This window comes from Streptomyces pinistramenti, assembly GCF_020564935.1.
Classification (GTDB): Bacteria; Actinomycetota; Actinomycetes; order Streptomycetales; family Streptomycetaceae; genus Streptomyces; species Streptomyces pinistramenti.
On record NZ_JAJCXB010000058.1, the window covers coordinates 13,419 to 34,413 of the forward strand.

The 20,995-nt window shown below is 72.4% G+C and carries 19 protein-coding genes; 7 read left to right on the forward strand and 12 right to left on the reverse strand.

Going from position 1 to position 20,995, the window contains the following annotated elements:
• The first annotated feature begins 115 nt into the window (after positions 1–115).
• Positions 116–526: a DUF4307 domain-containing protein gene (locus tag LIU39_RS28690; protein ID WP_227049838.1), complete on the forward strand. Its 411-nt coding sequence runs from the start codon at positions 116–118 to the stop codon at positions 524–526.
• A gap of 256 nt (positions 527–782) precedes the next feature.
• Positions 783–1,280, forward strand: a complete 498-nt coding sequence (greA, locus tag LIU39_RS28695; RefSeq protein WP_227049839.1) for a transcription elongation factor GreA — start codon at positions 783–785, stop codon at positions 1,278–1,280.
• Between the two features lie 88 nt (positions 1,281–1,368).
• Here greA and LIU39_RS28700 read toward each other — a convergent pair whose 3' ends face one another.
• From LIU39_RS28700 to ilvA, 3 genes are all read right to left on the reverse strand, one after another.
• The gene (locus LIU39_RS28700) at positions 1,369–2,238 is read right to left on the reverse strand and encodes an ABC transporter permease (RefSeq protein WP_227049840.1); all 870 of its coding nucleotides are present in this window, start codon (positions 2,236–2,238) and stop codon (positions 1,369–1,371) included.
• The gene (locus LIU39_RS28705; RefSeq protein WP_227049841.1) at positions 2,235–3,323 is read right to left on the reverse strand and encodes an ATP-binding cassette domain-containing protein; all 1,089 of its coding nucleotides are present in this window, start codon (positions 3,321–3,323) and stop codon (positions 2,235–2,237) included. The genes LIU39_RS28700 and LIU39_RS28705 overlap by 4 nt, the downstream gene beginning before the upstream one ends.
• Positions 3,324–3,543: 220 nt before the next feature.
• Positions 3,544–4,707, reverse strand: coding sequence for a threonine ammonia-lyase (ilvA, locus tag LIU39_RS28710; RefSeq protein ID WP_227049860.1), 1,164 nt, complete (start codon positions 4,705–4,707; stop codon positions 3,544–3,546).
• 428 nt (positions 4,708–5,135) lie between these two features.
• Here ilvA and LIU39_RS28715 point away from each other — a divergent pair, with 428 nt between their 5' ends.
• Positions 5,136–5,636, forward strand: a complete 501-nt coding sequence (locus LIU39_RS28715) for a MarR family winged helix-turn-helix transcriptional regulator (protein WP_227049842.1) — start codon at positions 5,136–5,138, stop codon at positions 5,634–5,636.
• 111 nt (positions 5,637–5,747) lie between these two features.
• Here LIU39_RS28715 and LIU39_RS28720 read toward each other — a convergent pair whose 3' ends face one another.
• A complete protein-coding gene (locus tag LIU39_RS28720; RefSeq protein WP_227049843.1) occupies positions 5,748–6,908 on the reverse strand; it encodes a cystathionine gamma-synthase in 1,161 nt (386 codons plus the stop codon).
• Positions 6,909–7,030: 122 nt separating this feature from the next.
• Here LIU39_RS28720 and LIU39_RS28725 point away from each other — a divergent pair, with 122 nt between their 5' ends.
• From LIU39_RS28725 to LIU39_RS28735, 3 genes are all read left to right on the forward strand, one after another.
• Entirely contained in the window at positions 7,031–8,200 is a 1,170-nt protein-coding gene (locus LIU39_RS28725; RefSeq protein ID WP_227049844.1) for a hypothetical protein, read from the forward strand.
• Positions 8,201–8,330: 130 nt separating this feature from the next.
• Entirely contained in the window at positions 8,331–9,002 is a 672-nt protein-coding gene (msrA, locus tag LIU39_RS28730; protein ID WP_227049845.1) for a peptide-methionine (S)-S-oxide reductase MsrA, read from the forward strand.
• 295 nt (positions 9,003–9,297) lie between these two features.
• Positions 9,298–10,713, forward strand: coding sequence for an amino acid permease (locus LIU39_RS28735; protein ID WP_227049846.1), 1,416 nt, complete (start codon positions 9,298–9,300; stop codon positions 10,711–10,713).
• A gap of 163 nt (positions 10,714–10,876) precedes the next feature.
• Here LIU39_RS28735 and LIU39_RS28740 read toward each other — a convergent pair whose 3' ends face one another.
• The 3 genes from LIU39_RS28740 to LIU39_RS28750 form a co-directional block, all read right to left on the reverse strand.
• Positions 10,877–12,067 carry a DUF2786 domain-containing protein gene (locus LIU39_RS28740; protein ID WP_372464084.1) on the reverse strand — a complete coding sequence of 397 codons (1,191 nt, stop codon included), beginning with the start codon at positions 12,065–12,067 and terminating at the stop codon, positions 10,877–10,879.
• Positions 12,068–12,170: 103 nt separating this feature from the next.
• Positions 12,171–13,448 (reverse strand): L,D-transpeptidase, encoded by a 1,278-nt coding sequence (locus LIU39_RS28745; protein WP_227049848.1) that lies wholly within the window; start codon positions 13,446–13,448, stop codon positions 12,171–12,173.
• 231 nt (positions 13,449–13,679) lie between these two features.
• Positions 13,680–14,027: a hypothetical protein gene (locus LIU39_RS28750; protein WP_227049849.1), complete on the reverse strand. Its 348-nt coding sequence runs from the start codon at positions 14,025–14,027 to the stop codon at positions 13,680–13,682.
• A 108-nt stretch (positions 14,028–14,135) separates the two neighbouring features.
• Between LIU39_RS28750 and LIU39_RS28755 the strand changes: the two genes are divergently transcribed.
• Positions 14,136–14,501 (forward strand): hypothetical protein, encoded by a 366-nt coding sequence (locus LIU39_RS28755; RefSeq protein WP_227049850.1) that lies wholly within the window; start codon positions 14,136–14,138, stop codon positions 14,499–14,501.
• A 108-nt stretch (positions 14,502–14,609) separates the two neighbouring features.
• On the opposite strand, the gene hutH is transcribed toward LIU39_RS28755, so the two are convergent.
• The 5 genes from hutH to LIU39_RS28780 all read right to left on the reverse strand — a co-directional run bounded on the left by hutH (position 14,610) and on the right by LIU39_RS28780 (position 20,945).
• Positions 14,610–16,148, reverse strand: coding sequence for a histidine ammonia-lyase (hutH, locus tag LIU39_RS28760; RefSeq protein WP_227049861.1), 1,539 nt, complete (start codon positions 16,146–16,148; stop codon positions 14,610–14,612).
• Positions 16,149–16,290: 142 nt separating this feature from the next.
• Entirely contained in the window at positions 16,291–17,397 is a 1,107-nt protein-coding gene (locus tag LIU39_RS28765) for a GGDEF domain-containing protein (RefSeq protein ID WP_227049862.1), read from the reverse strand.
• 214 nt (positions 17,398–17,611) lie between these two features.
• A complete protein-coding gene (locus LIU39_RS28770; protein ID WP_227049851.1) occupies positions 17,612–18,400 on the reverse strand; it encodes an enoyl-CoA hydratase/isomerase family protein in 789 nt (262 codons plus the stop codon).
• 120 nt (positions 18,401–18,520) lie between these two features.
• Positions 18,521–19,762, reverse strand: coding sequence for an adenylate/guanylate cyclase domain-containing protein (locus LIU39_RS28775; protein WP_227049852.1), 1,242 nt, complete (start codon positions 19,760–19,762; stop codon positions 18,521–18,523).
• 229 nt (positions 19,763–19,991) lie between these two features.
• The gene (locus tag LIU39_RS28780) at positions 19,992–20,945 is read right to left on the reverse strand and encodes a biotin--[acetyl-CoA-carboxylase] ligase (protein WP_227049853.1); all 954 of its coding nucleotides are present in this window, start codon (positions 20,943–20,945) and stop codon (positions 19,992–19,994) included.
• Positions 20,946–20,995 lie beyond the last annotated feature (50 nt).

Here is a 20,995-nt window from a genome sequence, read left to right on the forward strand (position 1 = left end):
GAAAGGCTGGAGAAGATGCCTCCTATAGTGACCGAAGCGAGGGGGCCATGTATTCCCTGGGCAAGGAACCCCGCGAGGCCGGTGCTTCCCGGCCCCGTTAGCAGGAGGACAGATCATGACCGCGGTGCGCGACGGGCTCCCTGACGGACGCTACGGCCGGTCCGCGGACCGGCGCTCCGACCGCAAGCTCAAGATCGTCGGTGCGGTCTTCGGTGCCGTACTGCTCGGCGTGGTCGTCTGGTGCGGTGCCTCGTACATCGCGGGGCAGGACCTCAGCGGCCGGGTGATCACCTGGGACGCGGTGTCCGACAGCGCGGTCAAGGTGCATCTGGAAGTCGTCAAGGACAAGGACGCGAAGGGCGTGTGCACGCTGCGGTCGCAGTCCGAGGACGGTGCCGAGGTGGGCCGCAAGGACGTCGCCATCGACCAGCGCGGCAGCCAGGTGGACACCCACGTCACGGTGCGGACGACGGCTCGCGCCACCAACGCCGTCCTGGTCGGCTGTACGGCCTCCGGCAGCAACTGAGCCCGCCCCGTCCTGCCGTCCCGCGGCACCCTGCCTGCCCGGCCACAGGAGTCCGTCCGGCGGCCACCGAGGCCACGGTCTTCGACTGACCGGCTCTGACCAGCGGCGATGCGTTCCCGCGTGTTCCTTGCCGATTTCCCCTTCCCCGATTTGTGCCGGAATTGTTAGGCTCGTGGTTTCGCCCACCCGTGAAGGCGTAAATCCTTCCTGGTAGGGCGTTTGATGTATCCCCAGTACGTACCGACGAGGAGCACCTGTGACCCAGACCAGCGAAAGCGTCACCTGGCTGACCCAGGAGGCGTACGACCAGCTCAAGGCCGAGCTGGAGTACCTGTCTGGTCCCGCACGCGTCGAGATCACCGAAAAGATCGCGGCGGCCCGCGAAGAAGGTGACCTGAAGGAGAACGCCGGGTACCACGCGGCCAAGGAGGAGCAGGGCAAGCAGGAGCTTCGCGTGCGCCAGCTCACCCAGCTGCTGCAGACCGCGAAGGTCGGCGAGGCCCCCGCGGCCACCGGCGTCGTGGCTCCCGGCATGGTCGTCACCATCGCGTTCGACGGAGACCCGGACGACACCCTCCAGTTCCTGCTGGCCTCGCGGGAGTACGCGAGCTCGGACATCGAGACGTACTCCCCGCAGTCGCCGCTCGGCGAGGGCGTGAACGGCAAGAAGGTCGGCGCCGACGCGGAGTACGAGTTTCCCAACGGCAAGAAGGCGAGCGTACGGATCCTCGACGCCACCCCCTACTCGGGCTGAGCCTCGCCACCACAGAGCCTGACAGCGGCCCGGAGCAGCACGCTCCGGGCCGCTGTCGTGCGTCCGCGCCCGCCCGGGACGGTACGGATCAGGCCGTCGCCGACCGGTACTTGCGCACCGCCAGGGTCCGGAAGAGGGCGATGATCAGGAGGGACCAGATGATCGACGCCCATACCGGGTGCTCCATCGGCCAGGCCCCGGTGACCGAGACGGGGCGTCCGGCGATGCTGTTGCCGAAGAGGTCCCGGGCGGCCTGGACGGTGGCGCTGAAGGGGTTCCATTCGGCGATGTACTGGAGGAACGCGGGCATGCCGTTGACCGGCACGAAGGCGTTGGAGATGAACGTCAGCGGGAAGAGCCAGATCAGCCCGCCCGAGGTGGCCGCCTCAGGCGTCCGCACGGTGAGGCCGATCAGCGCGCCGATCCAGGAGAAGGCGTAGCCGAGCAGGAGCAGCAGCGCGAAACCGACGAGCACCTTGGCGAGGTTCTCGTGGGCGCGCCAGCCGATGATCAGCGCGACGACGGCCAGCACGACCAGCGTCAGCGCGGTCTGCACCAGGTCCGCGAGGGTCCGGCCGGTGAGCACCGCGCCGCGGGACATCGGCAGTGAGCGGAACCGGTCGATCAGCCCCTTGTGCATGTCGTCGGCGATGCCGGCGCCTGCGCCCGCCGTGGCGAAGGTGACGGTCTGCGCGAAGATGCCGGCCATCAGGAATTCGCGGTACGCCTGGGCGTTGCCCGGCGCGGCGCCCGGGATGGTGATCGAGCCGCCGAAGACGTACGTGAAGAGCACCACGAACATGATCGGCTGGATCAGGCCGAAGATGACGACCTCGGGGATCCGCAGCATCCGGATCAGGTTGCGCTTGGCCACCACGAGGGAGTCGCGTACGGAGCGGCCGATGCCGCCTCGGGGCTGCGGGGTCCGGACCGGAGCCGCTTCGGTCACCGCGCTCATTTCACGGCCTCCTTCGTGGGCTCCGGGGTGGCGTCCACCCCGTCCTTCGCGGCCTTCTTCCGCCGCTTGGTGTCCTTGCGCCGGCCGTCCTTCCGCCCGCCGGACCCACCGTCCCCGTCGGCCCCGGCGCCGTTCTCCGTCCCGGTCTCCGCGGCGTGCCCGGTGAGCGAGATGAACACGTCGTCCAGGGTCGGCCTGCGCAGCCCGATGTCGTCGATCTCGACCCCGCGGGTGTCCAGTTCGCGGATGACCTCGGCGAGGAGTTTGGCGCCGCCGGTCACCGGGACCGTCAGCTTGCGGGTGTGCGTCTCGATCGTGCCCTCGCCCGTGCCGAAGCGGCGCAGCACCTCGTCGGCGATGCGGATCTGCTCGGGGGTGTGCACCACCACCTCGACGCGTTCGCCGCCGGTGCGGGCCTTGAGCTGGTCGGAGGTGCCGCGGGCGATGACCCTGCCGTGGTCGATCACGCAGATGTCGTGCGCCAGCCGGTCGGCCTCCTCCAGGTACTGGGTGGTGAGCAGCAGCGTCGTGCCGCCCGCGACCAACTCCTGGATGACGTCCCAGAGTTGCTGGCGGTTGCGGGGGTCGAGGCCGGTGGTCGGCTCGTCCATGAACATCACGGGCGGGCTGACGACCAGTGCGGCGGCGAGGTCGAGACGGCGGCGCATACCACCGGAGTAGGTCTTGGCGGTACGGTCAGCGGCGTCGGTGAGGTGGAAGCGCTCCAGGAGTTCGGCGGCCCTCCGCTTCGCGTCCCGCCCACTCATCTGGTAGAGCCGGCCGACCATCACGAGGTTCTCGCGGCCCGTCAAGTACTCGTCCACGGCGGCGAATTGGCCGGAGAGGCCGATGGACCTGCGCACCCGGTCGGGGTGGCGCAGCACGTCGATCCCGGCGACCGTCGCGCTGCCGCTGTCGGGCCTGAGCAGGGTGGTCAGTACGCGTACGGCAGTGGTCTTGCCTGCGCCGTTCGGACCGAGCAGGCCGAGGACGCTTCCTTCGGGAACGTCGAAATCGACGCCGTCCAGTGCCTTCACGTCGCCGAAGGTTTTGACCAGAGCCTCGGCATATATGGCGCCTGGCATGTGGGTTCTCCCATGGCTTGGGTGAGTTCCAGGTCGAATCTTACGGTTGGCGACTCATACCCGCTCTGCGGGCACAGGTCCGCAACGGGCCGCCGCAACGCCATACTTCTCGGAGCACCACCGCACGACAACACCTCGCGGCCCGGACTCGGATGTTACTCCGAACGCGACACAGACGCGATACATCGTGAGAAGATTCACCCGCTCTTCACGCCGTCCTTCACGGCATCACCGTGTACCCGGACGCCCGCAGCACCGTGCTCAGCTCCGCGCAGTGTTCCGGACCCGTGGTCTCCAGATGCAGCTCCACCTCGGCCTCCGTCAGCCCGAGCCGCGGGTCGGTACGGACGTGGATCACGTCCAGGACGTTGGCGTCGACATCCGACAGCACCCCCAGCAGCGTCGCCAGCGCCCCCGGCCGGTCCGTCAGCCGCAGCCGCAGCGACAGGTAGCGCCCGGCCGCCGCCATGCCGTGCCGCAGGATCCGCTGCATGAGGAGCGGGTCGACGTTCCCTCCGGACAGCACCGCGACCACCGGCCCCTCGAACGTCCCCGGTTCCGCGAGCAGCGCCGCCACCGGGCTCGCCCCGGCCGGCTCCACCACCATCTTCGCCCGCTCAAGGCACAGCAGCAGCGCGCTGGACAGCGCGTCCTCGGAGACCGTACGGACCTCGTCCACCAGGGCGTCGACGATCCGGAACGGCACCTCGCCGGGCCGCCCGACCTTGATGCCGTCCGCCATCGTCGACAGCCCCTCGATCGCGACGGGGTGCCCGGCCGCCAGCGACGGCGGATAGCAGGCGGCGCCCGCCGCCGGCACGCCGATGACCTTCACGTCCGGCCGCAGCGCCTTCACCGCGACCGCCACCCCGGCCGCAAGACCGCCGCCGCCGACTCCCACGACGACGGTCCGCACCTCGGGGCACTGTTCCAGGATCTCCAGGCCGACGGTGCCCTGGCCCGCGATGATGTCCCGGTGGTCGAAGGGGTGGATGAAGACCGCGCCGGTCTCGTGCGCGTACTCCTGGGCGGCGGCCAGCGTCTCGTCCACCACCTGGCCGTGCAGCCGCACCTCGGCGCCGTAGTCGCGGGTCGCCGCGACCTTCGGCAGCGGGGCGCCGACCGGCATGAAGACCGTCGAACGCACCCCGAGCAGGGACGCGGCGAGCGCCACCCCCTGCGCGTGATTGCCCGCGCTCGCCGCCACGACTCCGGCCGCCCGTTCCTCGGCCGAAAGACCGGCGATGCGTACGTACGCGCCGCGGATCTTGAAGGACCCGGTGCGCTGGAGGTTCTCGCACTTCAGGTGTACCGGGGAACCGATCAGCCCGGACAGATAGCGGCTGCCCTCCATCGCCGTGGCCCGCGAGACGCCGGAGAGCATCTTCTGCGCCCCGTATACGTCGTCCACCGAGAGCGCGGCGGGACCGTCGGCCGCTCCCCCGGCAGCGGGCGCCGGAGTGACGGGCGGGTGCGGCGTGTGATCTGCCATGCGGCCAGTCTCGCAGTTCCCCCCCGCTAGGGGCGTTGCGGCCCGGGGCGGCACGGAGGCGGCGGGGCGGAGCGGCGGCCGGCGGCCGCCCGCGGGCCCGGGAGGCTGCGGAGGGGAGGTGATCCGGTCGGTGAGCCCGTGCCCGAGCGGTCACGGGGAGGGGCAGGGGACGCGCACAGTGCGCAGGTGGGGCCGGTCGGACGGGGCCGCGGGCCCGTCGCAGGGCCGCGGCCGGAACCCGCAGCCCCGGTACGGGCCGGGCCCGAGCCGCGTACTCTGTCCCCCAATCCGTAAGCCCCCCATGAAGCGAGCTCCCGGCCATGCCCACCACTTCGGACATGACGACACACACCGACCCCGCCGTTCTCGACGCGCTGCAACACCAAGTGGCCGTCTTCGCCCGCCGCGCTGAACAGAGCCGGCTCGGCGGCGTGGGACAGGCGCGCAACTCCATGGACCGCGCCGCCTACCTGCTGCTCAACCGCCTGGACCAGGAAGGCCCCATGGGCGTCAAGGCCCTGGCCGCGGGCATGGGCATCGACTCCTCGACGGTGACCCGCCAGGTCGCACCGCTGGTGGACGCCGGTCTTGTCAGCCGCGCCACCCACCCCGAGGACGGCCGGGCGGTGGTCCTCCAGCTGTCCGACCGCGGCCGCTCCCGCCTCGAAGAGGTGCGCAATTCGCGCCGCGCGCTGATGGAGCTGGTGACGGACGAGTGGTCCGACGAGGAGCGCGAGGCGTTCTGCACCCTGCTGACGCGCTTCAACGCCTCGCTCGCCACCGTCACCGCTTCACTGCCCGGGTCCGGCCCCGCGTCCTGATCCGGCCGGGGGCCCGGACATGCATTCCGCACCAGGGGGCGGGACGGGCCGGCCGGTACCACCCCTCGCATGGAGGGGTGGTCGGTTCAGCGGCTCAGCCGCCCGTGCCGGTCAGCCCAGCGCCTGGGTGAGGTCGGCGAGCAGGTCGTCGACGGACTCGATGCCGACCGAGAGACGTACGAGGTCGGCGGGGACCTCCAGCGCGGAACCGGCCGTCGAGGCGTGCGTCATCCGTCCCGGGTGCTCGATCAGCGACTCGACGCCGCCGAGGGACTCACCGAGGGTGAACAGCTCCGCCCGGTTGCAGACGTCGACCGCCGCCTGCTCGCCGCCCGCGACGCGGAACGACACCATGCCGCCGAAGGCCCGCATCTGCTTGGCCGCGACCTCGTGCCCGGGGTGCTCGGCCAGGCCCGGGTAGTAGACCTGGGTCACCTTCGGGTGCGCGGTCAGCAGCTCGGCGACCCGGGCGGCGTTGGCGCTGTGCCGGTCCATCCGGACGGCGAGGGTCTTGATGCCGCGCATCACGAGCCAGGCGTCGAAAGGTCCGGCAATCGCACCCATGGCGTTCTGGTGGTAGGCCAGTTCCTCGCCGAGCGCGTCGTCGTTGACGACGAGCGCGCCGCCCACGACGTCGGAGTGGCCGCCCATGTACTTGGTCGTGGAGTAGACGACGACGTCGGCGCCGTGCGCCAGCGGCTGCTGGAGGTACGGGCTGGCGAAGGTGTTGTCGACGACGAGGCGGGCCCCGGCGTCCCGGGCGACGTCGGCCAGCGCCGCGATGTCGCTGATGCCGAGCAGCGGGTTGCTGGGCGTCTCGACCCAGATCGCCTTCGTACGGGGCCGCAGCGCGGCGCGTACCGCCTGCGGGTCGGACGTGTCGGCCACCGACCACTCGACACCCCACCGCTCGACGACCTTGGCGAACAGCCGGAAGGTGCCGCCGTAGGCGTCGTTGGGGATGACGACGTGGTCGCCGGGGGCCAGCAGGGTCCGCAGCAGGCAGTCCTCGGCTGCGAGGCCGGAGGCGAAAGCGAGGCCGCGCCGGCCGCCGTCGAGGGCCGCGAGGTTTTCCTCAAGGGCGGTACGGGTCGGGTTGGCGCTGCGGCTGTACTCGTAGCCGCCGCGCAGCCCGCCGACACCGTCCTGCTTGTACGTGGACACCTGATAGATGGGCGTCACCACCGCGCCGGTGCCCAGATCGGGCTCCTGACCTGCGTGGATGGCGAGGGTTTCGAAGTGCTGGTGGCGCTCGTCGCGCTGATCGCTCATGCCTGCCGAGGGTAGTCGTCCGCCGCGGCGGAGATTCCCGGAACTTTCTGGTTCGCTGGAGAGTGGATACATACGAAGGCCGCTCCCCGGCCCGCCCCACACCTCCGACCGGGACTCTCCACATGGACGCTCTGCTCGTGCTCATCGCCGCGACCGCGATCGGCGGTGTCGTCTTCCTGCCCTGGATGCGGCGCCGGCGGGCCGCGCAGCAGGCCCAGCAGGGCCTGGTGGTGGCCTCCGACCCGATGGCGGGCTACGGCTTCGTACCGCTCGACGCGCTCGACGTCCGCCTGCCGGGCCCCGACGAAGAACTCGACGACACGCTCGCGGAGATCTGGCGCACCGGCGACTGGCGGCCGGCCGCCGCGCTGCTGAAGTCCACCGGGGACGACTGGGAGCGGCGCTGGCAGCGGGTCCAGACGCTGGCCGGAGCGGCCGCCTTCGAACTCGCCGACGAGGCGGAGCCCGGCCGGCCCGGCTCCGCGGCCGCGGAGGGCGGCGGGCAGCAGGCCGGGATGCCGCGGGCCGGCGGCATCTGGCTGCGGACCTGGCGCATCGAAGCGCCCAAGGACCCCGGCGGCGCCCAGACCCACGCCCAGTTCCTCGTCCTCCAGGCGCTGCGCGACCCCGGGTCGCAGGACTTCCGGATGATCCTGGAGGAGGCCCGTACGGTCTGCGGCGAGGCCGCCCTGCTGGCACCCGGCAGCCCGATCCCGTACATCGTCGAACTCGCCGTCGCGCGCGGCCTGCACGACCGGCCCGCCGACTACGAAGAGCTGTGGTCCAAGGTCGTCCAGCGCGCCCCGCGGCACATGGGCGCGCATCTCGCGGCGCTGCCGTACTGGTCGGAGAAGTGGCACGGTTCCCGCAAGGAGGCCGAGGCGTTCGCCGAGCGCGCGGCATCCGGGGCCCCGGAGCGGAGCCTGCTCCCCGCCCTCCCCCTGTTCGCGGTCTACGAACACCTCCCCGAGGCCAACATGGTCCGCGGCCTCTACCAGAGCGCGGTGATCGAGCGGGCCATCGAGGGCGCGCACTTCGCGCTGCGCGAGGCACCCGCCGACCACCCCATGGCGCCGCACGTCCGCCACCTCCTCGTCTGGTTCCTGGTCCGCGCCGAGCGGTACGCCGAGGCCATGGAGCAGCTCCGCGAGGTGGACGGCCATGTCGGCGCCGTCCCGTGGTCCTACGGCCGCAACCCGGCCGGCGAATACGCCGCCTACCGCGCCCTGGCCATCGCCGGCTGGGAACGGATGGGCGGCACCTCGGCGGGCTTCACGCCGCCGGGGCACTGAGGGGGGAGGCGGCCGTGGCCCCCGCCGGAATGCCGGCCCGGCCCCCGTCGTTGCACGGAGGGCCGTCCCCGCGTGGCAGGCGGTCCGCCGCCACGTCCGCCGTCGCCGTCCCTCCCGGAGCCTGATCCCGATGCTGTTCTCCCGCTTCCAGAACCACCTCCCCACCCCCGACGAAGCGCTCAAGGGCCGCCCCGAACGGGACTTCACCGTCCCCGAACGCCACACCGTCCTCGGCAATCCACTGCTCGGCCCCTACCCGGAGGGCCTGGAGACCGCCGACTTCGGCCTGGGCTGCTTCTGGGGCGCCGAGCGGAAGTTCTGGCAGACCGAAGGCGTCTGGACGACCCTGGTCGGCTACCAGGGCGGCCACACCCCGCACCCCGCCTACGAAGAGGTCTGCAGCGGCCACACCGGCCACACCGAGGCCGTACGCGTCGTCTTCGACCCCGCCGTCGTCCCGTACACCGCCCTCCTGAAGGTCTTCTGGGAGTCCCACAACCCCACCCAGGGCTTCCGCCAGGGCAACGACGTCGGCACCCAGTACCGCTCCGCGGTCTACACCCACTCCCCCGCCCAGCAGCAGGCCGCCGAAGCCTCCCGCGACGCCTACCGCACCGTCCTCCAGGCCGGCGGCTATCCCGACATCACCACCGAAATCCTCCCGGCCGGCCCCCGCCCCTTCTATCCGGCCGAGGGGTACCACCAGCAGTACCTCGACAAGAATCCGGCCGGGTACTGCGGGATCGGCGGGACGGGCATGAGCTGCCCGGTGGGCGTCGCGCCGATGCCGACGGACGACTGAACTCGGGCTCGGCGGCAGGGACCAGGGCGTGTCCGGTGGGGCGCCGCGACGCCACGGCGACCCATCGGACGCGCCCTGCGATTGAGGGCTCGGGATTCCTCCGGTCGTCGCCTCCCGCGGCGGCTGCGCCGACTGTGGCCCACGCGGTGCGAGAAGAAGCGTTCACCTGCGTGTCAGCTCCTTCACCACGTGTAAGTGAATGGTCCGAATAGCGGGCGTTCACGCCATACGCGCAGCGTGTCCCCCCACACTCGTCAGGCTCACCGAACGTCTCAAGCAATGAACAGGCACGACCATGAGTCGGACAATCACCCGGTCGCCCCAGGGCTCCCCGCAGGCCGTGCAGAACCGCGAGTCCGCGTTGTCGCACGGCCTCAAGCAGCGCCATCTGTCGATGATCGCGCTCGGCGGGGTCATCGGCGCGGGGCTCTTCGTGGGCTCCGGAGTCGGCATCGCCGCGGCCGGTCCTGCGATCATCCTGCTCTTCATGGGTACCGGCGCGCTGGTCATGCTGATCATGCGGATGCTCGGCGAGATGTCCGCGGCCCGGCCCTCCACCGGCTCGTTCTCGGTGCATGCCGAGGAGGAACTCGGCTCCTGGGCGAGTACCACATCGGGCTGGATGTACTGGCTGATGCTCTGCGCCGGCGTGGCCGCCGAGGCCACCGCGGCAGGCACGATCATGCACACCTGGGTGTCGTTCATCCCCGCCTACGGCTGGGTGGCGATCTTCATGGCGTTCTTCTGCGCCAGCAATCTGACCGCGGTCAAGAACTTCGGCGAGTTCGAGTTCTGGTTCGCCGCGGTCAAGGTCACCACGATCGTCGCCTTTCTGGTGCTGGGCGTGCTCGGCATTCTCGGAGTGTTCGGCAGCGCACCTGGCACGAGCCATCTCACCGGCCACGGCGGCTTCTTCCCGACCGGCGCCGCCGGACTCGCCGCCGGGCTGCTGACCACCATTTCCGGGTTCGCCGGTCTTGAGACCGTCACCATCGCGGCGGCGGAGTCCGACCGGCCGAGCCGGAACGTCGCCCGTGCCGTCCGCACTGCCGTCTGGCGTATCGCCGTCTTCTACATCGGTTCCATGGCCGTGGTCGTCACCCTGGTGCCGTGGAACAACCCGAAGGTCGCGACGGACGGCCCGTATGTCACCGTGCTCGACAGGCTCGGCATCCCGGCAGCCGGCACGATCATGCAGATCGTGGTGCTGGTGGCACTGCTCTCCGCGATGAACGCCAACATCTACGGCTCGTCGCGCATGGCGTACTCCCTCGTGGGCCGGGGCCAGGGCCCGCGTTTCCTGGGCAAGGTCACCAGGGGCGTGCCGGCGGCGGCGGTGCTGGCATCCTGCGTGTTCGGCTTCGCAGCCGTGATCGCCGGGATCGTCTGGCCGACCACCGTGTTCGCCTGGCTGCTGAATATCGCCGGCTGCTCGGTGCTGGTCGTCTGGTCCGTCGTCTGCCTCACCCAGCTGAGGATGCGCCGCCGTTTGGAGCGCGAGGCACCCGAACTGCTCTCGGTACGGATGTGGGGCTTCCCCTACCTGACCTGGCTCGCGTTCGCCGCCATCGTCGGTGTCTTCGCCGTCATGGCCGCCACCGCGGACGGCCGTCATCAGCTCGCCGGCACGGCCGTCGTGGTCGCGGCGCTGGCAGGCGCAGGCCATCTCAAGCAGCGCCGCGACCGGCGGGCCGCCGTCACCGCCCCATAGGTCCCTTCCGCGGGCGTACAGCCGGAGTTGAGGGGCACGGGCCGACGGTGACGGGCCGGGGCAGACCGGGTGTGCTTCCGGAAGCGGCTGGCCGGAGCGGCGGGGCAGGAAGGGCCGCGGCAGACAGCTGCCCGGCGGTCAACCGCCCCGGCCCCGCCCCCGTTCACCCCGGACCGCCCCCTGCCAGGCGGGCACGGTCCGCCGCCGCGGTGCCCTGGTGCCAGCCGTCGGCGTCGCGTACGCCGCGCAGGCGGACGGGGGCGGTGTCGGGGAACAGGGTGCCTGCGGTCTCCTCGACGGCCAGTTCGCGGGCCGCGAGGACCGGGAGGAGGCCGGGGGCTGCGCTCTCGGCTGTGGCTTCGGCGGTGGCCGCCGAAGTGGCGGCCGTCAGGCGGGTGCGGATGCGGTCGGCGTAGGCGACGAGGAAGGTCTGGCGGAAGTCGCGGGTGCGGCGGGAGCGGCCGCGGGCGTGCTGCGCGTCGCCCGCCCGGCTCATCGCGCCGGTGGCCTGGAGCAGCAGCGAGGTGTAGAGCAACTCGGCCGCCTCCAGGTCGGGTTCAAAGCCGATGAGGGTCGAGAAGGCGACGTCGGACGACCAGACGGCCTGGCAGCGGTTGGCCGCGGCGACGGCGTCCAGGAGCAGCGCCTTGGCCTGTTCGTACGGGCCCTCGATGCCGATGCGGACCGCCGAGGGACCGCCGGGCGCCCCGGCCGCCGTGCCGTCGGCGCCGGCCAGGAGCGCTTCGTCGATGCTGTGCCGGGCCATCAGCTCCTGCGCCTTCGCCGACAGCGCCTCGGCCTCCTCGGCGTAGTCGGTCGCCTCGGCCTTGGCCAGCAGCCCGCGGATCCGGCCGAGCGCCCGGGACGCGCCGGGCCCTGCGGCCCGCTGCGCCGGGGCCGTGGCCGGGAGCGGGGTGATCCGCGGCAGCCCGGCGAGGGCGCGCAGCGCCGCCAGGACGGCGCAGGCGATCTCGAAGCGGGAGGTGCGGCGGCGGGCGGCCAGCGCGTCGAGGTAGCCGCCGTCGGACGGCCACCAGATCTCGGCGCCCAGCCGACGTACCTGCCCGTCCCAGCGCGGGTCGGCGGCGGTCGGGCGGGGGTGCCGCGCCTCGGCCGCGACGGCGTCCAGGACCAGCGGGACGAGGCCGGGCCCTGCCGCGTCCCGCCGTACGATCCGCTCCAGGTCGGCGGGGAGCCAGCCGCCCGCCCGGCACTGCCGTACGGCGTCGGCCGCGGCGGCCAGCACCGCGGCGCTGACGGCTGCCCAGTCGGCCGCGGCCAGCATCGAGGCGCCGGCCTCCACGGCGTCATCGGCCGCCGCGCCGTCCGGGGCGTACCTGACCCGGCCGAGCACGCCGCCGACCAGCTCGGCCGCATCCGACGGCGGCCGCCCGCCCCGCCCGTTCCTCGTACGCTCGCTCACCCGGTCACTGTACGAGTGCCGGGGCCGGGGCAGGTCAGCTGCCTGCGCTGCCGTTCAGGGCGCTGCCTGCGGCCCACTGCTGCCAGCTCATGTTCCAGCCGTTGAGGCCGTTGTCCGGCTGGATGGTCTTGTCCGGGGAGTTGACCATGTGGACGATGTCGCCGGTGAGGGAGTGGTCGAAGAACCACGCGCCGTCCGTGGACGGGTCGCCCGCGCCCTTGGCGTCCGCCAGGCCGATGCAGCCGTGGCTGGTGTTGGAGCTGCCGAAGATGCCCTTGCCCCAGTAGTTGCCGTGGATGAACGTGCCGGACGTGGACAGGCGCATCGCGTGCGGGACGTCGGGGATGTCGTACTCGCCCTTGCCGTCGTTGTTCGTGAAGCCGACGGTGGAGCCGTCCATCCGGGTCTGCTTGTACTTCTCGGAGATGACCATCTTGCCGTTGTAGGTCGGGTGGTCCGCGCTGCCGGCCGAGATCGGGATGGTCCTGATCGTCTTGCCGTCGCGCACCACCGTCATCCGGTGGGTGTTCGCGTCGACGGTGCTGACCTGAGAGCGGCCTACGGTGAAGCTGACGGTCTTGTCCTGGACGCCCCGGACGCCGGAGGACGCTTCGACGCCGTCGAGGTTCAGCTTCATCGTGACCTTGGAGTTCGCCTTCCAGTACTCCTGGGGGCGGAAGTCCAGGCGGGTGTCGTCGAACCAGTGGCCGACGACCTTCTGGTTGCTGCTGGACGCGACCTTGATCGCCGACTCGACGTCCTTCTTGTTCTTCACCGGCTTGTCGAAGCGGAGCGAGACCGGCATACCGACGCCGACGGTGGAGCCGTCCTCGGGCGTGAAGTTGCCGATGAAGCTGTTCGCCGGGGAGACGGTGGTGAAGGTGGAGTTCTCCACCGCCTTGCGGCCGCCGTCGTCCACCGCGTGCGCGGTGATCGTGTACTTCGTCGCGCGGTCGAGGTCCTTCTTCGGCTTCCATGACCTGCCGTCGGCGGCGAGCGTGCCGTCGACGGTCTTCTTGGAGTCGACGGCGGTCATCGTGACCCCGGTGAGCTTGCCGCCGCTGACCGTGACCTTGGCGTCGTGGCTGATGCCTGCGGTGGCCGAGCCGTCCTTGGGCACGATCTTGATCTTGGCTTGCGAGGCGTCCTTCGCGGCGGCCTCGTCGACCTGGTGGGAGGTGTCGTGCTTGGCGCCGCTGCTGCCGCCCGCGTCAGTGCCACAGGCCGCGAGCGTCACTACGCCCCCGAGCAGCGCGGCAGTGGCTATGAAGCCCTTGCGGCGCTTGCTGTCCGTCATCACACGCTTCTCCATTGCTACCGATATACGTATTTCCCCGAGCCGCTGACCGGACGCAGGCTTCCCGGCCGACGTCCTAGGAACGCCTGTTCCGTTTCGCCCGTTCCACACCTGTACAAAGTGTGGGGAAGGCCACGCAATCGACCCCTGTGCGACGAAGTGGTCGCACAGGGGTCGACGGGGGCGGTCACCGGGCCGCTGCGGGCGGCTCCGGGCGCGGTGTCGGCGCCGGGTCGGGGCGCCGGGTCAGACCTCCTCTTCGACGGCGGCGGTGTCGCCCGCGAGGTCCCACTCCGCGGCGTCCCACTCGGCGTCGGGGTCGTAGTCGGTCATTTCCTCGCTGCTCCAGGAAGCCTGCGCGAGTGCGGTACCGGGGACGGCGGTGACCAGGTCGAAGGGGTCGACCAGATGCGCCAGCGCCTCCGCCGGATCGTCCCGGACCGTCTCCTCCGCCTGCTTGCGCCCCTCCTCCGGCAGCGAGGGGTCGCCGGCGACCTGTTCGACCGCCGCCGCGGTCAGCAGGCCGGAGTCCGTGACCTCCATGACCAGTTCGACGTGAAGACGTACAAACCGTGATGTCTCACCATTGCTCATGGGACGGAGGGTAAGCACGTCCGGGGCCCGACTTCCCCGCGACCCGCGGCGGTCACTAACATCTGCGGTCAGCGGCCAATTCGCCGGACCCACAAGGGGGATTGTTCTGTGACCGCACGCCGACCACTGCTGACCGCTGCCGCCGCGGGGTCGGTGTTGTTCGCCTTGTGGTTCGTCCCGTCCGCCAACGCGATCGTGGAGTCACCCGGAGGGACCGCATCCGGCGCACACACCTCGTCGGCCGCCGGTGCGACGCCCGAGGACGGGGACGGGCAGAACAGCCCCACCACTCTGTCCGGCGGGATGCCGCGGAACGGGAACGGCGCACGGCCGGAGGGTGCGGCCCCGCATTCCCTCGCCGACACCGGCAGCCCTGACACCACGCCGTACGTCATCGGCGGCGCCGCCGGCCTCGCCCTCGGCGCGGGCCTGGTCAGCTATTCGGTGCGCCGCACCCGGGACGACTCGGCCTGACGCGGCGGGGCGGGCCCCGCCGACGCGGAACGGCGGCCCGCCCCCTTGGACGGACCGCCGTTCGTTGCCTTTGCCCACCGGACAGACCGCCCCGGGGCGGCCGTCCCGTCAGGCCAGTTCGCCGGTCACCGACTCCGCGGCCGTGACCAGCTGCCCCGAGCGCACGAACGTGTAAGCGGCCTCCAGGTCGGGCGCCAGGAAGCGGTCACCGCCGGGCCCCTGTATGCCGGCGGCGCGCGCCGCGTCCACCACCGCGCGGGTGGCGGGCGCGGGTGTCAGGCCCTCGCGCATCTCCACCGCACGGGTCGCCGCGTACAGCTCGACGGCGATGATCCGGGCCAGGTTGTCGACGGCGGTGCGCAGCTTGCGGGCCGCGGACCAGCCCATGGAGACGTGGTCCTCCTGCATGGCCGATGACGGGATGGAGTCCACCGAAGCGGGCGCGGCCAGCCGCTTCATGTCGCTGACCAGGGCGGCCTGCGTGTACTGGGCGATCATCAGGCCCGAGTCGACACCCGGGTCGCCGGCCAGGAAGGCGGGCAGGCCGTGCGAGCGGTTCTTGTCCAGCAGCCGGTCGGTGCGGCGCTCGGCGATGGATCCGAGGTCGGCGGCGGCGACGGCGAGGAAGTCCAGGACGTAGGCGACCGGCGCGCCGTGGAAGTTGCCGTTCGACTCGACCCGGCCGTCCGGCAGCACCACGGGGTTGTCGACGGCGGCGGCCAGCTCGCGGTCGGCGACCCGGCGGGCGTGGTCGAGGGTGTCCCGGCCGGCGCCGGCGACCTGCGGGGCGCAGCGGACCGAGTACGCGTCCTGGACGCGCGGCGCGTCGTCCTGGTGGTGGCCGGTGAAGCCCGAACCGGCAAGCACCTTCAGCATGTTGGCGGCCGACGCGGCCTGTCCGGGGTGCGGGCGGATGGCGTGCAGCTCGGGCGCGAGGACCTTGTCCGTGCCGAGCAGCGCCTCCAGGGAGAGGGCCGCGGTGATGTCGGCGGAGGTGAACAGGCGGGCGAGGTCGGCGCAGGCCATCACGAGCATGCCGAGCATGCCGTCGGTGCCGTTGAGGAGCGCCAGGCCCTCCTTCTCGCGCAGTTCGACGGGGGTGATGCCGTGCGCGGCGAGGAGTTCGGCGGCGGGCCGCACGGTGCCGTCGGGCCCTTCGGCCTCGCCCTCGCCCATCAGCGTCAGCGCGCAGTGCGAGAGCGGCGCGAGGTCGCCGGAGCAGCCGAGCGAACCGTATTCGTGGACGACGGGGGTGATGCCGGCGTTGAGCAGGGCCGTCATGGTCTCGACGACCAGGGGACGCACGCCGGTGTGCCCGGAGGCGAGCGTCTTCAGGCGCAGGAACATCAGGGCGCGGACGACCTCGCGCTCCACCCGCGGGCCCATCCCGGCCGCGTGCGAGCGGACGATGTTGCGCTGGAGCTGGGCGCGGAGTTCGGGGCTGATGTGGCGGACGGCGAGGGCACCGAAGCCGGTGGAGACGCCGTAGACGGGGTCGGGCTTGGCGGCGAGGTCGTCGATGAAGGCGCGGGCGGCTGCGACGGCCGCGAGGGTGTCGTCGGACAGCTCGATCCGGGCGGCGCCGCGGGCCACCGCGATGACGTCCTGAGCGGTCGTGCCGGACGTCCCGAGCACCACAGTGTGCATATCCATATTCAGGCACCCTAGAGTTTGAATCGCCGGATGTCACCACCGGATTGCCGGATCACTCCTTACCCGGACGCCGACCTGCGAGGCCGCCCGCCACGACAGGCCGCGCCGGAGTCACCGCCCGCCGCGCCGCGTCCACTCACCTCCGGAACCGCCGCCGCTCCGTCCCCGGATGCCGCTCCGGGGCGTCCGCGAGCCGCACCACCGGGTCGTCCGTGCCGCCGTCCCGCCCGGCGACCACCGGCTTGTGGGCGCGGGCAGCCTTCGCCCGGTACTGCGCGGCGTCCGCGAGCCGGAAGAGCCGCCGGGCGCTGCGCACCGGGCCGATCGGATCACCGGTCGAGGCGACACCGACCGCGACCCCCTCCCCCAGGTCCAAATCCCCCGCCCGCTCGCACAGTTCACCGGCCACGCCGACCACGTCGTCGGCCGCGGGGCCGACCGCCAGCAGGCAGAACTCGTCGCCGCCGAGCCGGGCCGCGAGGGTGCCGGGCAGCATCGCACCGCACAGCGAAAGGACCGAACCGAATCGTTCCAGCAGCCGGTCGCCGACCGCGTGGCCGCGGGAGTCGTTCACCCGCTTCAGCCCGTTCAGATCGCACACCACCAGGCTGACCACGGCGGCCTCCGCGCGGTGCAGCTCCAGCGCCTCGTCCAGCCGCATGTCGACGGCGCGGCGGTTGGCGAGCCCGGTCAGCGCATCGGTGAAGGCGAGCCTGCGGGCCTCCGCCAGCCGTTCGGTCTGCGCGATCCCGGCAGCCGTCACGGCGGCGAGCACGGTCGCGAACTCCGCGTCCCCGCCGTCGAACACCGGCTCCCCGGCCCGGCGCGCGACATACAGCTCGCCCCAGGCCCGCCCGTGCAGCACGATCGGCGCGACCACGCAGCAGCCGCGGCCGCGACGGCGCAGCGCGGCCACCCGCTGGTGGTTGTAGAGACCGGCCGCCCCGGGGGCGTCCTGGCCCCCGGGCGGCCCGTCGGCGGTCTCCACCCAGGCGTCGAGCGTGCCGCCGGCCCACTGCTCGTGCAGGAAGCCGACGATCTCCGGGAACTCGTGCACCGGGTACGACTCGCCGTCCGGGAACTCGCGCTCCCCTTCGGCGAGTTCGCCGACGTTGACCAGCACCCGCAGCCGCCCCAGTTCGCGCTCCCATGCCGAGATCGCGGCGAACGAGCCGTCCAGGGCCAGCCGCACGCCCTGCGCCGCCGCACGGGCGGACTCCCGTGGTGTGTGCGCCGCCGCCATCGCCTGCGCCAGCTCCACCACGGCCCGCAGCCTCGCATCGCCCTCAGCCGTCACCGGACCCTCACATTCCGTCACCGTGAGCACGCCTTGCACTCCAGCGTAGGAATGTTTCATCCTATTCGCCCCTTCCGTGCACCTTCCACGTCAGGGCACATTCCTTACGCGGAGTCACCTTCGACGGCGGGCCCCGCCGCGGCGGCGCGCGGCCCCCGGCTCACTCCCCGGGCCAGTCCGGATCCCGCTTCTCGTTGAACGCCGCGACACCCTCCGCACGGTCCCCGGAGAAGGCCACACTGCGCCACGCGGCGTCCTCCACCTCAAGACCGGCCCGCAGGTCCAGGCCGTGACCGAGCCGCAGCGCCCGCTTCGCCGCCCGCAGCCCGACCGGCGAATTACGGGCGATCCCGGCCGCCAGCGCCAGCGCCTCCGTACGGTCCTCGCCGTCCGCCACCAGCTGGTCGACGAGCCCGAGCCCGGCGGCCTCGGCGGCGGGCACCCGGCGGGCGGTGAACACCAGCTCGGCGGCGCGGGCCGCGCCCACCCGCCGCGGCAGCAACTGCGTCCCGCCGCCGCCCGGGATCACCCCCACCGACACCTCCGGCAGGCCGACCACCGCACTGCCGTCGGCCACGATCAGATCGCAGGCCAGCGCCAGCTCGAAGCCGCCGCCCAGCGCGAAGCCGTGCACCGCGGCGATGGTGGGCTGCGGCAGCTCCAGGACGCCCGTGTACGCGGCGCGGCTGCGCGGGCGCTGCCGCATCAGATCCGCGTCCGTGAAGGAGTTCCGCTCCTTGAGGTCGGCACCGACGCAGAACGCCCGCTCGTGCGTGGAGCTGAGGACGACCGCCCGCACGGAGGCGTCGGCGGCCAGTTCGGCGCAGGCCCGCGCCAGGCTGTCGGCCATCGCCGTCGACACCGCGTTCATCGCCTTGGGGCGGTCCATGACCAGTTCCGCCACGAAGCCGTGCCGGTCCACGCCGACCCACTCACCGAACCGCTGCATACGACCCTCCCTGTTAACGACCGTTGATTCGGTCCCGCCGGGATCATTCCAGGTACGGCGGCGGGGCGACAGGGAGGCACGGAGGACGAGGCGGCGGCCCGAAACCGCCGGGCCGCGCCCTCAGTCGCGGCGGCTCAGCAGCCAGGGCTCGACGACACCCAGGCCGCGCACCGGACGCTGCCACATCGGCTGGAGCGCGAAGCGGTACGTCGGCAGGGCCGGGACCATGCCGTCCGCCTCCGCCTGCGCCGCCGCCTTCTCCGCGGCGGCAGCGGCCGCCTCCGACACCGGCGCGTCGCCGGTGCGGCCCAGCTCCTTCGCGAACGCCTCGTCCACCAGCACCGTGTCCTTCGGCGCTATCGACGTCAGCCTGCTGGCGAGATTGACGGTCGTGCCGAAGACGTCGCCCATGCGGGTCGTGACCGTGCCGAACGCGATGCCGACCCGCAGCTCGGGCATCGTCTCGTCGTTGGTCATCGTCTCGATCAGCCGCAGGCCGATCTCCGCGGCGGTACCCGCGTCATCGGCGGCGAAGAGGACTTCGTCGCCGAGGGTCTTGATGAGCCGGCCGCCGTGCGCGGCCACCAGGTCGGAGCAGGTGGTCTCGAACGCCTCGACCAGCTCGCCCAGTTCCTCCTCCTCCAGGCGGCGGGTCAGGCGGGTGAAGCCCACCAGGTCGGCGAAGCCGACGGCCAGCCTGCGGTCGACCATCTCGTCGTCGTCCTGGGCCCGTACGACCCGGCCGGTCGCCGCGGCGAGCTGGCGCCGCCAGACGTAGACCAGGAACTCCTCCAGCTCGGGGAGGAGCAGTTCGACGAGGGGGTAGGTGATCTCCGTACGGGTCATCCCGGAGTCCTGCGGCTCGGTGAGGCCCTCCAGGAACGAGTCGATCTGCCAGTCGGCGAGCCGGGCGGTGGTCTGCCCGGTGGAACGCGCGACCTGTACGGCCATCGCCTCGCTCAGCAGCCCCGCCTCGACGAGGCCCGCGAGCCGGCGCAGGGCCAGGACGTCGGCCTCGGTGAGCGCCTTGACCTGGCCGATGTCGGCGAACCCCATGGCGCGCCAGAAGCGGGCCGCCAGATCCATCGAGACGCCGGCGCTGCGGGCCGCCTGGAACGGCGTGTAGCGGCGGTCGGCGCCGAGGATCAGCGCCTCCAGCCGGATGGCGATGGTGTCGTCCGCGTCGGCGGACGCGCCGCCTTCGGGCGCGGCGCTGTCAGCGGCCGCGCCGTCGGCCGATCCGCCGGTGGTCGATCCGGCGGCGTCGGCGCCCGCGGCGGGGCCGTCCGGTGCGGCGGCCGTGTCACGCGAAGTGGCGTCATCCGCCGCGCGCGGGGCGGTGCCCGAGTCGTCGGCGGTCACCGCCCGCTCCCTGTCCGATCCCTGCGCACTGCCCTTCCGATCACTGCTCGCCCGTGGCCCGCTCCCCGGCGGACCGCCTCAACGATACGGCAGGTGTGCTCTGGCTCACTCTCACCTGGGGCACCGTTGTGTGCGGTGGGTGGCTGTGTGGCTCGGTGGGACGGTGGCTTGGCTGCGGCTTGCGGGGGGCCGGTGGGGCCTTGTCCCCGCGCCTCGGCCCCCGTCGGCGTCAGGTTCTGCGGTTGTCCGTGTCTTCGCCTGTGGGGCGCAGGTGGATGATGTCGCCGGCGGCCACGGGTTGCTGGATGCCGTCGGCCGTGGCCAGGATCAGGCGGCCGTCGCCGTCGATGGCCACGGCTTCGCCGAGGAGCGCGGTGTCGCCGGGGAGTTCGGCACGGACCGTGCGGCCGAGGGTGGCGCAGCCTGCCGCGTACGTCTCCTGGAGGCGGCAGGCGGCCGGGTCGCCGTCGGCTGCCTGCCAGGCGCCGTACCAGTCCTCCAGGGAGCGCAGGACGGCCCGCAGGAGGGGGTCGCGGTCGGTTCCCCGGGCGCCGGCCAGGGTCAGGGATCCCGCGGTGGGGACGGGGAGTTCGTCGGCGCGCAGGGAGACGTTGAGGCCGATGCCGATGACGACGCCTTCGCCGGCGCGTTCGGCGAGGATGCCGCCGGCCTTGCGCTCCGCGCCGTCCACGGTCAGGAGCAGGTCGTTGGGCCACTTGAGTGCGGTGTCCAGGCCGGCCGTGCGGGAGAGCGCGGCGGCGGTGGCGACGCCGGCGAGCAGCGGCAGCCAGCCCCAGCGGGCCGCCGGGACGCGCGGGGTGAGGTAGAAGGAGAAGAAGAGGCCGGAGCGGGGCGGCGCCGACCAGCGGCGGTCCAGGCGGCCGCGGGCGGCGGACTGTTCCTCGGCGACGAGTACGGCGCCTTCCGGTGCGCCTTCGGCGGCCCGCGCGGCGAGGTCGGTGTTGGTGGAGCCGGTCGCGGTGACCACGTCGAGCGACGACCACAGGGATCCGGGGCGCAGCAGAGCCTTGCGGAGCGCCCGGGTGTTCAGCGGAGGACGTTCCAGGTCGGTCCACCGGCCGGCCGCGGGCCCTTCCGCGCCCTGGCCCGGGGCTCCGGTGCCGTCCGCGGGCTTCGCGGGGCGACGGTCTTTGTCCGGGTTTTCCGGTGGTTGAGGGGTCATGACACCAGCCTAGGTGTGGTCAACGACGCAGTGCCGCAGAGCAGTCCCGC

Bases quoted from the DNA above. Each gene is read 5' to 3' on its own strand.
- LIU39_RS28690 (WP_227049838.1), top strand. From the start codon at position 116: ATGACCGCGGTGCGCGACGGGCTCCCTGACGGACGCTACGGCCGGTCC.
- LIU39_RS28700 (WP_227049840.1), bottom strand. From the start codon at position 2,238: ATGAGCGCGGTGACCGAAGCGGCTCCGGTCCGGACCCCGCAGCCCCGA.
- LIU39_RS28705 (WP_227049841.1), bottom strand. From the start codon at position 3,323: ATGCCAGGCGCCATATATGCCGAGGCTCTGGTCAAAACCTTCGGCGAC.
- ilvA (WP_227049860.1), bottom strand. From the start codon at position 4,707: ATGCTCTCCGGCGTCTCGCGGGCCACGGCGATGGAGGGCAGCCGCTAT.
- LIU39_RS28715 (WP_227049842.1), top strand. From the start codon at position 5,136: ATGCCCACCACTTCGGACATGACGACACACACCGACCCCGCCGTTCTC.
- LIU39_RS28720 (WP_227049843.1), bottom strand. From the start codon at position 6,908: ATGAGCGATCAGCGCGACGAGCGCCACCAGCACTTCGAAACCCTCGCC.
- LIU39_RS28725 (WP_227049844.1), top strand. From the start codon at position 7,031: ATGGACGCTCTGCTCGTGCTCATCGCCGCGACCGCGATCGGCGGTGTC.
- msrA (WP_227049845.1), top strand. From the start codon at position 8,331: ATGCTGTTCTCCCGCTTCCAGAACCACCTCCCCACCCCCGACGAAGCG.
- LIU39_RS28735 (WP_227049846.1), top strand. From the start codon at position 9,298: ATGAGTCGGACAATCACCCGGTCGCCCCAGGGCTCCCCGCAGGCCGTG.
- LIU39_RS28745 (WP_227049848.1), bottom strand. From the start codon at position 13,448: ATGGAGAAGCGTGTGATGACGGACAGCAAGCGCCGCAAGGGCTTCATA.
- LIU39_RS28750 (WP_227049849.1), bottom strand. From the start codon at position 14,027: ATGAGCAATGGTGAGACATCACGGTTTGTACGTCTTCACGTCGAACTG.
- hutH (WP_227049861.1), bottom strand. From the start codon at position 16,148: ATGCACACTGTGGTGCTCGGGACGTCCGGCACGACCGCTCAGGACGTC.
- LIU39_RS28765 (WP_227049862.1), bottom strand. From the start codon at position 17,397: ATGGCGGCGGCGCACACACCACGGGAGTCCGCCCGTGCGGCGGCGCAG.
- LIU39_RS28770 (WP_227049851.1), bottom strand. From the start codon at position 18,400: ATGCAGCGGTTCGGTGAGTGGGTCGGCGTGGACCGGCACGGCTTCGTG.
- LIU39_RS28780 (WP_227049853.1), bottom strand. From the start codon at position 20,945: ATGACCCCTCAACCACCGGAAAACCCGGACAAAGACCGTCGCCCCGCG.